Source organism: Stenotrophomonas maltophilia (assembly GCF_039555535.1).
GTDB classification, from domain to species: domain Bacteria; phylum Pseudomonadota; class Gammaproteobacteria; order Xanthomonadales; family Xanthomonadaceae; genus Stenotrophomonas; species Stenotrophomonas maltophilia_Q.
Map to the genome: position 1 here is coordinate 406,644 of NZ_CP154630.1, position 12,904 is coordinate 419,547.

Genomic DNA, 12,904 nt, shown 5'->3' on the forward strand with positions numbered 1-12,904 from the left:
AATGCCCCGCATGAACACTGCTACGTCCCCGCAGGTGCGCGGCTCAGGCCGCCGGACCCTGGTGCTGCTGTTTGCCGTGTTCTTCGGCGCGATGGCGCTGGCTGCCGTGCTGCGCTTCTCTGGCTGGCAGCCCACCGGGCACCGTAATGCCGGCCAGTTGCTGAAGCCGCCGATGGATCTACGCCAGCAGGCTCCGACGCTGGCCAACGGCCAGCCCTATCCGTGGAACCCCGAGGCCCGGACCTGGCGCCTGCTGGTGGCGCCGGCCGGTGCCTGCGACGCACAGTGCGTCACTTTGTCGCAGGGACTGGGCAAGGTGTGGCAGCTGTTCGGCCATAACGCCGATAATGTCGAGATCCTGTGGCTGGGTACGCCACCGGCGTCGATCGCCTCGCTGCCCGCGCTGCGGCCGCTGGCTCCGTCGCCAGCCCTGCGCGCGGCATTGCCGGGCGTTGATGATCCGGCGGGACTGCCGGTCTACGTGATCGATCCGAACGGCTTCGTGATCATGCGCCATGCCCCCGGCAGTGACCTGGGGGGCCTGCGCAAGGACATGGCCACGTTGCTGAAACTGAAGTGAGTCCCGTTTGATGAGCCTTTCCGCGCGTCCGGCGCTGCACCGCAATTTCCACCGCCTGGCGTGGTTCGCCATGATCATGACCGCGAGCACGATCATGTTCGGCGCCTTCGTGCGCCTGTCCGATGCCGGCCTGAGCTGCCCGGACTGGCCCACCTGCTATGGGCAGGCCACCTGGCCGCAGCACGTGGAAGAAACCATCGGCCACCCGGCGGCGGAAATCCGCCCGCTGGAAACGCACAAGGCCTGGCGTGAGCAGGTGCACCGCTTCCTGGCCGGCGCGCTGGGCATCGAGATCCTGACCCTGGCGCTGCTGGCCACGCGCAAGCGGCGATTCGGAAGCACGGCGGTGGTGACCGCCTGCGTGCTGGTGGCCGCCGGCATACCGCTGTACATGATGGGCTGGCATGGCACCGCCAGTGCATTGGCCCTGATCGGCGAGGCGATCCTGCTGATCGCCGCGCTGCGCTGGAGCAACATCGACCTGGCGCGTGCTGCCCTGCTGACCCTGGCGGTGGTGATCTTCCAGGCCCTGCTGGGCATGTGGACGGTGACCCTGCTACTCAAGCCCATCGTGGTGATGGGCCACCTGCTGGGCGGCATGCTGATGTTCGCGCTGCTGGTGTGGATGGCCTGGCGCGCCACGCATATGCCGATCACCCTGGCCGAAGCACCGAAGCTGAAGTGGCTGCTGCGCATCGGCGTTGCGGTGCTGGTCACCCAGATCGCACTGGGCGGCTGGGTCAGCGCCAACTACGCTGCGCTGGCCTGCGGCGGTGGCAGCGCCTCGCTGGACAATTTCCCGCGCTGCGCCAACCAATGGTGGCCGCAGCACAACTTCGTCGAAGGCTTCACCCTGTGGCGCGGCATCGGCGTGGACTACGAAGGGGGCGTGCTGGATGGTGCCTCGCGTATCGCCATCCAGATGGCGCATCGCCTGTTCGCGGTGGTGGTGGCCGTCTACCTGCTGTGGCTGGGCGTGCGCCTGTTCCGCCTGCCGAGCATGCGTGGCTGGGCCAGTGCGCTGATCGTACTGCTGGTGCTGCAGGTCACCCTCGGCATCCTCAATGTGAAGCTGGCGCTGCCGCTGGAAGTGGCGGTGGCCCACAACGGCGTGGCCGTTGCCCTGTTGTTCGTGCTGGTCAGCCTGCTGGCCCGCCTGCGTGCCCCGGACTGATTCCATGTTTTCCAATTACCGCCAGTACTGGGACCTGACCAAGCCCAAGGTCGTCGCCCTGATCGTCTTCACTGCCCTGGTCGGCATGGTCCTGGCCATTCCGGGCGTGCCCAGCTGGGAGCAGGTGCGCGCCGGCGTGCTCGGTTTCCTCGGCATCTGGCTGGCGGCCTCGGCCGCCGCCGCCATCAACCAATTGCTGGATGCGCACATCGATGCACAGATGGCGCGCACCTCGTGGCGTCCGCTGGTGGTGGGCAAGGTCAAGCCGTGGCAGGTGCTGGTGTTCGCCGGCGTGCTGATCGTGTTGTCGATGACCATCCTGGTGCTGTGGGTGAACCTGATCACCGCGGTGCTGACCTTCGCCTCGCTGATCGGCTATGCGGTGATCTACACCGTGTACCTGAAGCGCGCGACCTCGCAGAACATCGTCATCGGCGGCCTGGCCGGCGCGATGCCGCCGATGCTGGGCTGGGCCGCAGTGACCGGCATGCAGGGCTCGTCGGACTGGGCGTACTCGTCGCTGCTGGTGCTGATCATCTTCATCTGGACCCCGCCGCACTTCTGGGCGCTGGCGATCTTCCGCCGCGAGGACTACGCCAAGGCGGAAATTCCGATGCTGCCGGTGACCCACGGCGTGGTGCACACCCGCAAGCAGATCATGGTGTATTCGGTGGTGCTCGCACTGGTCTGCCTGCTGCCGTACCTGGTGGGCATGAGCGGCGCGTTCTACCTGGGCGGCGCGATCGTGCTCAACGCCGTGTTCCTCTGGTACGCCTGGCGCATGCTGAACCCGCCGGACGAACTGTTCTCGATGAAGATGTTCTACTACTCCATCGTGTACCTGATGGCGCTGTTCGCCTTCCTGCTGGTGGACCACTGGATCCTGCCCTGGTTGTAAAGCGCCACCTGTAGAGCCGAGCCCATGCTCGGCTGAGGGCTGGTTGGAAGAGCAGCCGAGCGTGGGCTCGGCTCTACACTTGATCTCTTCCAGCGGCGTCGCCATTGCTGTTCCTGACCCCAAGGAAAGGAGCGAGCAGGGATGCATTCGATTTTCCGCTGGACCAGCGCGCTGCTGCTGGCGCTCGGCATGGCCCTCAATGTGCATGCCGACGACACCGCCGCGCAGATCCGCCAACACGCCGGTGAGCACCGCCTGTTGATACTGGGCGAATTCCACGGTACCCGCGAGACACCGCTGCTGGTTCGGGAACTGATGGAGGCCTACGCAGCCGATGGCACTCCGGTGCGGTTGGCATTGGAGCTGCCGACTGACGAGAACGCCGCGCTGGCGACGTATCTGGTGTCTTCCGGCACGGCCAAGGCGCGCGCTGCATTGCGTGGCACGCCGTACTGGAGCGTCCGCAGCCGCATGCATGACGGCCGTCGCAGCAAGGACATGCTCGACCTGATCGAAGCGGCGCGCGCGCTGCGTACCCGGGGGCGCGACGTGCAGGTATTCGGTTTTGATCGCGTGCTACCCGCCGAAACGGCGGGTAGTGGGGCACGCGACCGGGCGATGGCCCAAGAGGTCCGCGTGCGCGCACAGGCATTGCCGAACAACGCACGGCTGCTGGTGCTGACCGGCAACGTACATGGCATGCGTACGCAGCCGAAGATGATTGCGTACCCCCCGATGACGGCATTGCTGAACGATCTGGAGCTCTACAACGTGCGTATCGAGGCGCGTGGCGGGGAGGGTTGGGGCTGTGCCGCCCCTGGACGTTGCGAAGCGCGCCAGCTGCCGGGTCATGCCGGGACATCGCCCAGGGTGGATACCGGTGCTGACCGCAGCTACGACCTGAGGGTATGGCTGCCGCGATTCAGCGTGGCGCGGCTGCTGGACAGCGATTCGGTCTGGTGATCATCCACGCGTGGCGTGGATCCAACTGCGCCGTTCAACCGCCAGCCGAGCGTGGGCTCGGCTCTACAGTAGATCCACACCGTGCGTGGATGTTCTCCACGTCGTGTCAGGACTTGCGTTTGGCGTAGCGCTGCGCGATCACACCGCAGACAATCAGCTGGATCTGGTGATAGATCATCACCGGCAGCACGATGGCACCGAGGCTGCCACCAGCAAACAGCACCTTGGCGATCGGTACGCCCGTGGCCAGGCTCTTCTTCGAGCCGCAGAACACGATGGCGATCTCATCCTCGCTGTTGAAGCGCAGGCGGCGGGCGATGAAGGTGATCAGCGGCATGGCGATACCCAGCAGCACCGCGGCCACCACTGCCACGGCCAGCAACGAGAGCAGCGGCGTCTTGCTCCACAGGCCTTCGGTCACTGCCTCGCCGAACGCCGAATACACCACCAGCAGGATGGTGGCCTGGTCGGTGTAGCGCAGCAGTGCGCGCTGCCGCTCCACCCAGCCGGCAATCCATGGCCGCAGCAGGTGGCCGGCCACGAACGGCACCAGCAGCTGCAGCATGATGCCGCCGATCGCATGCAGCGGGTCGTGCACGCCGCCGGAGGTACCCGCCAGTGCGGTCAGCAGCAGCGGGGTCAGGAACACACCGAGGATGCTCGACAACGAAGCACTGCACACCGCTGCCGGTACGTTGCCGCGCGCCATCGAGGTGAACGCGATGGACGACTGCACGGTGGACGGCAGGGTGCACAGGAACAGCACGCCCAGGTACAGCTCCGGGGTCAGCAGCCAACCCGACAGTGGCTTGAACATCAGCCCCAGCAGCGGGAACAGGATGAAGGTGCAGGCGAGGATGGTCAGGTGCAGCCGCCAGTGCAGCATGCCGCCGATGATCGACTCGCGCGGCAGGCGTGCGCCATGCAGGAAGAACAACGCCGCGATGGCGACCGTGGTGACATCGTCGAGGACGATGGCGGCGGCGCCCTTCATCGGCAGCAGGGAAGCCAGGCCGACGGTGCACAGCAGGGCGAGGGTGAAGTTGTCCGGTCGCAGGCGCGACCACCAGCGGGTCATGGTGGGCAGAGTCCTTTGTGCGGAGGGTTCAGGGCGAGGTGACCGGTGTGGCCAGGCGCTGGCGGGTGGCGGCTTCCAGCGACTTCAGCCCAGCGCGCTGGCCCAGCTGAAGGGCCTGTTCCGGGCTGGCATGTTCGTAGCGTGCACTGACCAGGCCGAGCACGGCACCGGCGCGGTTGCCGGAGGCGCAGTGCAGCAGCACCGGCCCCTGGCTCTGCTGCAGGGCCTGGTGCACGGCGCGCACATTGGGCGCATCCAGCCCCTCGGCACCGGCCACCGGAATGCGCACATAGCGCAGGCCCAGCGATTCGGCCACGTGCGCTTCATCGAAACCGCGGTCCTCGTCGGGCTGGCGCAGGTCGATCACGGTGCGTACGCCTTGTGCGGCCAGTTCGCGCAGTTGTGCGGCACTGGGCTGGCCGCCGGCATACAGGCCGGGCCGGACTTCATTGAGCGGGGTATCCGCAGCCAAGGCCGCCAGCGGCAGGCAGAGCGACAACAACAGCAGGCAGGTCAGGCGCAGCAGCATGGTCCTCTCCGTGAAAGCGTTCTGCCCCTCTACAGGCGCAGCCCGGCGCGGGCCTTCAACAGCTCGCGCAGTTCGTATTTGTCAGTATCGTCCAGACCCTGCTGGCGCTGCTTTGCCAACAACTCCTCCAGACGTTGCACCAGCAGCTGTTTCTCCAGCTGGGCCACGGCGTCGTGCAGTTCCTGGGTCCAGCTGGCCTCGGTGCCGGGCAGCGTCTGTGCGGCCAGTGTATGCAGCGAGGCCTGTTCCTCGCGGCCGTCGAAGTGTTCCAGCAGGGCGCCGGTGCTGATGTCCGGGCGCTGTTCGACCAGCCCCAGCAGCTCCAGCAGCAGCTCCACGCCGGGCAGGCGCAGGCCCTGGAAGTGATGCTTGCCGCCCAGGGTCAGGGCCAGTGACGGTTGTTGCAGCAGCACGGCGATCGCGCCGCGCACCAGGCTGCGCTTGGCCACTGGCTGGATCGTGCGCGAGGGCTGGCGCTGTGGCTGTGGTGCGCGCGTGGCGGCAGTGTTGCCCCCCCCCAGACCGGTCAGCTGCCCCAGCTGCTGCTTCATCAGATCGCCGAAGGCGCCGTCGGGAATCTGCGCCAGCATCGGCTTTGCCCGTTCGGCCAGGCGGGCCTTGCCGTCCAGCGTACCCAGGTTGATCTCGCGGGTCAGTTCGTCGAAGAAGAACTGCGACAGCGGCGTGGCCTGCTTCAGGCGTTCGTTGAAGGCCTCGGCGCCTTCCTTGCGCACGATGGTGTCCGGGTCCTCGCCATCGGGCAGGAACAGGAAGAAGGCCTGGCGGCCATCCTTCATGCGCGGCAGCACCGACTCCAGCGCCTTCCAGCCGGCACGGCGGCCGGCGGCGTCGCCGTCGAAGCAGAAGAACACGTCCGGCGCGTTGCGGAACAACAGCTCGGCATGGTCCGGCGTGGTCGCCGTGCCCAGCGTCGCCACCGCCTGGGTGACGCCGAACTGGAACAGCGAGACCACGTCCATGTAGCCCTCGACCACGATCAGCCGCTCGATCTTCTGGTTGGCCTGGCGCACCTGCCACAGGCCGTACAGTTCGCGGCCCTTGTGGAACAGCGCGGTCTCGGGCGAGTTGAGGTACTTGGGGCCGTCGTCCTTCTCGAACACGCGGCCGCCGAAGGCGATCACGCGGCCACGGCGGTCGAAGATCGGGAACATCACCCGGTCGCGGAACTTGTCGTAGACGTGGCCGCGATCGTTCTTGGAGAACAGGCCGGCGCGGTCGAGCAGCTTCATGCGCCGCTCGTCCTTGCCCAGCGCATCGCGCAGCCCGCTGTAGCCATCGGGCGCATAGCCGATCTGGAAGCGTGCGCGGTTCTCTTCGTCCACGCCGCGGCCGTCGAGGTAGCTGCGTGCCTTCTCGCTGCCTTCCAGGTTCTTCTGGAAGAACTTGGCAGCGGCGTCCAGAGCGGAGTAGAGCTCGCGGCTGTCGTCCTGCTGCTGCGGGCTGCGCGGGTTCTCGCTGCGCGGCACTTCCATGCCGGCGCGCTTGGCCAGTTCATCCACCGCGTCGAGGAACTCGAGGCGGTCGTAGTTCATCAGGAAGCTGATCGCGGTGCCGTGCGCGCCACAACCGAAGCAGTGATAGAACTGCTTGGTGGGCGAGACCGTGAACGAGGCCGAGCGTTCGTCATGGAACGGGCAGCGCGCTGCGTACTCCTTGCCCTGGCGCTTCAACGGCACGCGGCTGCCCACCACCTCGACAATGTCGGTGCGGGCGAGCAGGTCGTCGATGAAAGCGTCGGGGATACGGGCCATGGGCAACAGGGCAGGGCGCGGCCGCCAGGGCGCGCAGCAGGGGGCGGCGGATTCCCCCTAGTTTACTCGCTGGTGACCTGCGGGCCTGCCTGTTCCGCATCGACCCCGGCCTTGGCCAGCTGCGCCCGCGCATGCAGGCGTTCGTCGATCACCGCGGTCATCAACGCACCGACGAAGAACACGGCGGTGGCGTAGTAGATCCACACCAGCGCGATCACCAGCGCGCCCATCGAGCCGTAGGCGCTGCCCGGGGCCACGGTGGCGATGTAGACGCCGATGCCGTAGCGGCCCAGGGTGAACAGCACCGAGGTGATGGCACCGCCGATGAAGGCCTGGCGCCAGGCCACGCGGCGGTCCGGCAGGTAGTGGTAGAGGAAGGCGAAGGCCAGCGTGTACAGCAGCAGCGAGGTCAGGTAGCCGATCGCCGGTAGCACCGAGGGCAGCTGTGCGAACACCACTTGCAGCGCAGTGGTGGCAGTCATCGACAGGATCAGCAGGAAGCCCAGTGCCAGCACCACGCCGAAGGAGAACACGCGTTTGCGCAGCCAGGCCTTGATGCCTTCCAGACGCTGGCCGCTGGTGTGGAAGATCCGGTTCAGCGCGTTCTGCAGCTGGGCGAACACGGCGGTGGCACCCACGAACAGCAGCAGCGTGCTCCACAGCCCGGCCAGCGAACCCACGCTGGGCTGGCTGTTGGCGTTGTGCAGCACGGTGTCGGCGACGCTGGCCACGCTGCTGCCGGCCACTGAACCGATCTGGCTGATCAACGTCTGTTGTGCTGGCGGGTACAGCGAGGCAGTCAGCCACAGCAGCAGCACCAGCAGCGGTGCCATCGACAGCAGGGCGTAGAAGGAGACCGAGGCGGCCTGGGTCAGCACGTCGATTTCGACGAAGCGCTTGGCGACCGCCATCGGGAAGCTGTCCTGCAGGCGGTCAGCATAGTGGCGAAGCCGTGCGGGGATGCCGTGGGGACGCGTGTCGGTGGGGGCGTTGGATTGCTCGACCATGGGGGTGTTGTAACAGCCGGCGGTCGAAAGAGCGGTGAAGCGGGTGCATCAATGGGGTCAGAGCCCTTCCGCGATGCGAAAGGGATCCGACCCCGGCAATGGCTTACGCCAGCAGCTGCTTGACCAGCTTGGACACCAGGCCCATGTCCGCCTGGCCGGCGAGCTTGGGCTTCAGCGCACCCATCAGCTTGCCCATGTCAGCCGGGCCGGAAGCACCGGTCTCGGCGATGGCGGCCTGGATGGCGGCCACGATCTCGGCTTCGCCCATCTTGGCCGGCAGGTAGGCTTCGATGACCACGATCTCGGCGCGCTCGATCTCGGCCAGGTCTTCACGGTTGGCGGCTTCGAACTGGCTGACCGAGTCCTTGCGCTGCTTGACCATCTTGTCGAGCACGGCGATCACGGCGGTATCGTCCAGCTCGATGCGCTCGTCCACTTCGCGCTGCTTGATGGCGGCGTTGATCAGGCGGATCACGCCCAGCTTGTGCTTCTCGCCCGCCTTCATGGCGGCCTTCATGTCGTCGGTGAGCTGCTGCTTCATGCTCATGAGGAACCTCGTGGTGGTAGGTGGGGCGGGGCGGATGCCCGAACCCGGAAACGCAAAAAGCCGGCGACGCTCGCGCGTGCCGGCTTCGGCTCCATCGCGACAGGCAAGCCCGCCGCAATGAAGATGCGTCCGATCAGTACAGGCGCTGACGCTTGGTGACGTCGCGCGACGAGCGGCGCAGCTGACGCTTCACAGCAGCGGCGGCCTTGCGCTTGCGCTCCTGGGTCGGCTTTTCGTAGAACTCGCGCTTGCGGGTTTCGGCCAGCACACCGGCCTTTTCGCAAGTGCGCTTGAAGCGGCGAAGAGCAAACTCGAAGGGCTCGTTCTCGCGGACTTTGACGCTGGGCATGGAATCTCCGGGACACAGTAGAACCGGGTCACGCCCGGCGAGCCGCACATTATAGCGGCGAATAGACAAACTGCAAGCGGGCAACCCTGAATACGGGCCGGAAGTTCGAAAGCAGTGAGATCTGCACATCCCCCGAGGGGGCGGCAGGGGCGTCATAATAGCAGGCATGCGAGTCCTTGGCATCGAATCTTCCTGTGATGAGACCGGCGTGGCGGTGTATGACACCGACCTGGCCGGCAGCGCGGCCCTGCGCGCCCATGCGGTCTACAGCCAGATCGCCCTGCACGCCGAGTACGGCGGTGTGGTGCCCGAGCTGGCCAGCCGCGACCATGTCCGCAAGCTGCTGCCGCTGGTGCGGCAGACCCTGGCCGAGGCCGGGCTGGGCGTGGGCGACATCGACGGCGTGGCCTATACCGCGGGCCCCGGCCTGGTCGGCGCCCTGCTGGTGGGCGCCGGCGTGGCGCGCTCGCTGGCCTGGGCGCTGGAGGTGCCGGCGGTGGGCGTCCACCATATGGAAGGCCATCTGCTGGCCCCGCTGATGGAAGACGATCCGCCGGAAGCGCCGTTCGTGGCGCTGCTGGTGTCCGGCGGCCATACCCAGCTGGTGGCCGTGGATGCCATCGGCCAGTACCGCCTGCTGGGCGAGACCCTGGACGATGCGGCCGGCGAGGCCTTCGACAAGACCGCCAAGCTGATGGGCCTGCCGTACCCGGGCGGCCCCCAGCTGGCCAGGCTGGCCGAGCAGGGGACGCCGGGCGCGTACCGCTTCGCGCGGCCGATGACCGACCGCCCTGGGCTGGATTTCAGCTTCTCCGGCCTGAAGACCCAGGTCCTGATGGCCTGGCGCGACAGCGACCAGAGCGAGCAGACCCGCGCCGACATCGCCCGTGGCTTTGAAGATGCCGTGGTCGAGACCCTGTCGATCAAGTGTGAGCGCGCGCTGGAAGCGGCCGGCACCAACGTGATCGTGGTGGCCGGCGGCGTGGGCGCGAACAAGCGCCTGCGCGCCCGTCTGCAGCAGATGGCCGAGCGCCTGGGTGGCCGCGCCTGCTTCCCGCGGCCGGCACTGTGCACCGACAACGGCGCGATGATCGCCTTCGCCGGCGCCCTGCGCCTGCAGGCCGGCCAGCACAGCCCGCCGAAGGTGGACGTGACCCCGCGCTGGGACATGGCGACCCTGCCAGCGGTGTGAACCAGCGGCGCCGGGCCACGCCCGGCGGACGTATTACCGACGCCCTGCCAACGGCGACGCCGCCAGCACGGTCGTCGCCCGCTCATGGCGCTGCAGCCAGCCCAGGGTGTGCGGGCAGCGGGCGTGGATCAGCCGCCCGATCGCGGCCAGATCGGCGCCGATGTCGCGCTCGAGGATGGGCTCGTGATGGGCGATGCGGTTGCGCAGGTGGCGGATGCGGCCAATATCCGCGTGGATGGCTTTCCGGATGACACTGGGGTGGGCGCAAGGCGCATGGCGCAGGACTCCGCTGAGTGCCGGTATCCACAGCGTGGAATCGAAGCGACATGTGAACAGCTGCTGCCAGAACACCATGGGCAGGTTGGCGACGATTTCTGGTGTATCGCTTACGCGACTGGCAAGTTGTTCCAGTGCCGTGCGTGGAGAAGTACTGGACGAAGTTGGCAGCCTGCGTCTAAAGGCATCATTCCAGGGCCAACGTGGACCGTGCTGCCGAACAAGAACCATTGCCGCGGCGTTGCGGGTGACCACCTCGCATAGATGGACCGGCATCATCAGTGCACCGCACAGCCGCATGTTCCAGAGGTAGAGGGATTCGGCTGTGACGTCGGGGCCGCAGGTCGATGCGATTCTCTCGTAAGTGGACAGACGCTCCGCTGACAACGCGCGCCGCAGTGCATCGTATGAAGCCATCGTGATGTGCGGTGGTGAAGAATGTGTCGATGTTGGCCAGTCAGGCGGGCAACAACCATAAGGGAACGTCGTTGTCCGTGCGGCCGATTCTCTGTGTTTCGCCTCGGACGAATACCTGAGCTTGCCTGTCGGAATTGGCCTTGACCGACGATCTGGTCCTTACCTACTCTGCGTGCCTGCGCCACCGGGACTCGCGGCTGTTCAACAGCTCCCCCCGGGGACAAACGGTAGTACCAAAGGGCCCTGCTAGCGGGGCCCTTTGTTTTTTTCCGGGCCCGCCCCGTGCCGGCCACCCGTCGCCCGTTCCGGGCAGGGTCACTGCCGTGCCGTTACCATGGTCGCCTGTATTGGCGCTGGTAACCGCAATGGACAAGGTTTTCATCGAGGGGCTGACGATCGATGCCCTGATCGGCATCTACGATTGGGAGCGACGGATCCGCCAGGACCTGGTGTTTGACCTGGAAATGGGCTTCGACAACCGTCGCCCTGCGGCTACCGATGACATCGCCCACACCCTGAACTACAAGGCGGTGAGCAAGCGCCTGGAGCAGTTCGTGCGCGAGTCGGAGTTCGGCCTGGTCGAGACACTGGCCGAGCGCTGCGCGCAGATCGTGCTGACCGAATTCGACGTGAAGTGGCTGCGCCTGAAGCTGAGCAAGCCCGGTGCGGTGCGCGGCGCGCGCGCGGTGGGCGTGATCATCGAGCGTACGCGGGAATGACCCGGTAACCCCGGTAGTGCCGGCCGCTGGCTGGCAACCTTGGCAACAACGGAACAGACAGGAGACAACTGATGGTGGATGCGGTGGTGGCGGTACAGTGGCTGGAAAAGCTGCAGAACACACTGGAACCCTATCCCGGCGCCTACCTGGCGTTGATGATCTCGGCGCTGCTGATCGCCGCCGGCCTGGCCAACTGGGTGACCAAGCGCATCCTGCTGCGCGGGCTGCGACGCCTGCTCAGCCGCCTGCCGGGCGCTGACACCGGCCGTGGCAGCCACCTGATGCGGGTGATCTCGCGTCTGTCCAATGTGGTGCCCAGCCAGGTGATCGCCTCGGGCATCCGCATCGTGCCGGACCTGCCGCCAGGGCTGGTGGGCTTCATCATCGGCGCCTGCCAGGCGTGGGCGATCCTGACCGTGGTGCTGGCCATCTCGCATGCGCTGGATGCGGCCAACGACCTGTACGAACGTCGCCCCGAGGCACGCAACAAGCCGATCAAGGGCTATCTGCAGGTCGCCAAGATCGTCATCTTCGTGATCGCCGGCCTGTCGATCGTTGCCACCCTGGCCGGCGTCGACCTGCGCTATCTTGTCACCGGCCTTGGCGCGGCCACCGCAGTGCTGATGCTGATCTTCCAGGACACCATCCTGTCGCTGGTGGCCAGCGTGCAGATCAGCGGCGATGGCCGCGTGCGCATCGGCGACTGGATCGAGATGCCCAGCCAGAACGCCGATGGCGATGTCATCGACATCGCGCTGCACACCGTCACCGTGCAGAACTTCGACAAGACCATCACCACCATCCCGACCAAGAAGCTTGTGACCGAGTCGTTCAAGAACTGGCGCGGCATGCAGGAAGCCGGTGGCCGCCGCATCAAGCGCGCGCTGTACCTGGACCAGCACAGCGTCGGCTTCCTGGATGAGGGCGACCTGGCCTTCCTCGGCCAGTTCGCGCTGCTGCGCGACTACCTGCGCGAGAAGGAACAGGAGCTGGGGCAGTGGAACGGGCGCCTGCGCGAGCAGGGCGTGGCCGAGGTCAACAGCCGCCGGGTGACCAACCTGGGCACCTTCCGTGCCTACGTCGAGCGCTACCTGCGCAGCCACCCGGGCATCCATACCGACATGACCCTGCTGGTGCGGCAGCTGCAGCCGACCACCGAGGGCCTGCCGCTGGAGCTGTACTGCTTCACCCGCAGCACCGCCTGGGGCGAGTACGAGGCGGTGCAGTCGGACATCTTCGACCACCTGCTGGCGATCCTGCCGGCCTTCGGCCTGCGCGTGTTCCAGGCCTCCAGCGACGCCATGTTGATGGCCGGGCAGCGCCAGCTGGCCGGCTCGGAGTAAGCTGCGATGCCTCCAGCCGGACCGTACGGATCCGGCTGGAGCCTGAAACTGAATGACGAA

General features: G+C 66.8%; 14 protein-coding genes. 7 read left to right on the forward strand and 7 right to left on the reverse strand.

The window, feature by feature from the left end; translation table 11 throughout:
- Positions 1-10: 10 nt before the first annotated feature.
- From AASM09_RS01785 to AASM09_RS01800, 4 genes are all read left to right on the forward strand, one after another.
- The gene (locus tag AASM09_RS01785; protein WP_049426957.1) at positions 11-580 is read left to right on the forward strand and encodes a hypothetical protein; all 570 of its coding nucleotides are present in this window, start codon (positions 11-13) and stop codon (positions 578-580) included.
- Positions 581-590: 10 nt separating this feature from the next.
- The gene (locus tag AASM09_RS01790) at positions 591-1,754 is read left to right on the forward strand and encodes a COX15/CtaA family protein (RefSeq protein ID WP_049426956.1); all 1,164 of its coding nucleotides are present in this window, start codon (positions 591-593) and stop codon (positions 1,752-1,754) included.
- 4 nt (positions 1,755-1,758) lie between these two features.
- Positions 1,759-2,652 carry a heme o synthase gene (gene cyoE / locus AASM09_RS01795; RefSeq protein WP_005407798.1) on the forward strand — a complete coding sequence of 298 codons (894 nt, stop codon included), beginning with the start codon at positions 1,759-1,761 and terminating at the stop codon, positions 2,650-2,652.
- 141 nt (positions 2,653-2,793) lie between these two features.
- Positions 2,794-3,615: a hypothetical protein gene (locus tag AASM09_RS01800; protein WP_049426953.1), complete on the forward strand. Its 822-nt coding sequence runs from the start codon at positions 2,794-2,796 to the stop codon at positions 3,613-3,615.
- Positions 3,616-3,721: 106 nt separating this feature from the next.
- Here the strand turns inward: AASM09_RS01800 and AASM09_RS01805 are convergent, their stop codons facing one another.
- The 6 genes from AASM09_RS01805 to rpsU all read right to left on the reverse strand — a co-directional run bounded on the left by AASM09_RS01805 (position 3,722) and on the right by rpsU (position 8,897).
- The gene (locus AASM09_RS01805; RefSeq protein WP_049426952.1) at positions 3,722-4,693 is read right to left on the reverse strand and encodes a bile acid:sodium symporter family protein; all 972 of its coding nucleotides are present in this window, start codon (positions 4,691-4,693) and stop codon (positions 3,722-3,724) included.
- A gap of 28 nt (positions 4,694-4,721) precedes the next feature.
- Positions 4,722-5,222 (reverse strand): fused DSP-PTPase phosphatase/NAD kinase-like protein, encoded by a 501-nt coding sequence (locus AASM09_RS01810; protein WP_049426951.1) that lies wholly within the window; start codon positions 5,220-5,222, stop codon positions 4,722-4,724.
- A gap of 29 nt (positions 5,223-5,251) precedes the next feature.
- Positions 5,252-6,994, reverse strand: a complete 1,743-nt coding sequence (gene dnaG, locus AASM09_RS01815; protein WP_049426950.1) for a DNA primase — start codon at positions 6,992-6,994, stop codon at positions 5,252-5,254.
- A 62-nt stretch (positions 6,995-7,056) separates the two neighbouring features.
- On the reverse strand, positions 7,057-8,001 hold the full coding sequence (locus AASM09_RS01820) for a YihY/virulence factor BrkB family protein (RefSeq protein ID WP_049426949.1): 945 nt from the start codon (positions 7,999-8,001) through the stop codon (positions 7,057-7,059).
- A gap of 103 nt (positions 8,002-8,104) precedes the next feature.
- Entirely contained in the window at positions 8,105-8,548 is a 444-nt protein-coding gene (locus tag AASM09_RS01825; protein ID WP_049426948.1) for a GatB/YqeY domain-containing protein, read from the reverse strand.
- 133 nt (positions 8,549-8,681) lie between these two features.
- Complete coding sequence (gene rpsU / locus AASM09_RS01830; RefSeq protein WP_002808376.1) at positions 8,682-8,897, reverse strand: 30S ribosomal protein S21; 216 nt, start codon at positions 8,895-8,897, stop codon at positions 8,682-8,684.
- A gap of 166 nt (positions 8,898-9,063) precedes the next feature.
- Between rpsU and tsaD the strand changes: the two genes are divergently transcribed.
- Positions 9,064-10,089 (forward strand): tRNA (adenosine(37)-N6)-threonylcarbamoyltransferase complex transferase subunit TsaD, encoded by a 1,026-nt coding sequence (tsaD, locus tag AASM09_RS01835; protein WP_049426946.1) that lies wholly within the window; start codon positions 9,064-9,066, stop codon positions 10,087-10,089.
- Between the two features lie 33 nt (positions 10,090-10,122).
- On the opposite strand, the gene AASM09_RS01840 is transcribed toward tsaD, so the two are convergent.
- Complete coding sequence (locus AASM09_RS01840; protein ID WP_049426944.1) at positions 10,123-10,782, reverse strand: hypothetical protein; 660 nt, start codon at positions 10,780-10,782, stop codon at positions 10,123-10,125.
- A gap of 365 nt (positions 10,783-11,147) precedes the next feature.
- On the opposite strand from AASM09_RS01840, the gene folB reads away from it, so the two are divergent.
- On the forward strand, positions 11,148-11,501 hold the full coding sequence (gene folB / locus AASM09_RS01845) for a dihydroneopterin aldolase (protein ID WP_049426942.1): 354 nt from the start codon (positions 11,148-11,150) through the stop codon (positions 11,499-11,501).
- 71 nt (positions 11,502-11,572) lie between these two features.
- The gene (locus tag AASM09_RS01850; RefSeq protein ID WP_049426941.1) at positions 11,573-12,844 is read left to right on the forward strand and encodes a mechanosensitive ion channel family protein; all 1,272 of its coding nucleotides are present in this window, start codon (positions 11,573-11,575) and stop codon (positions 12,842-12,844) included.
- Positions 12,845-12,904 lie beyond the last annotated feature (60 nt).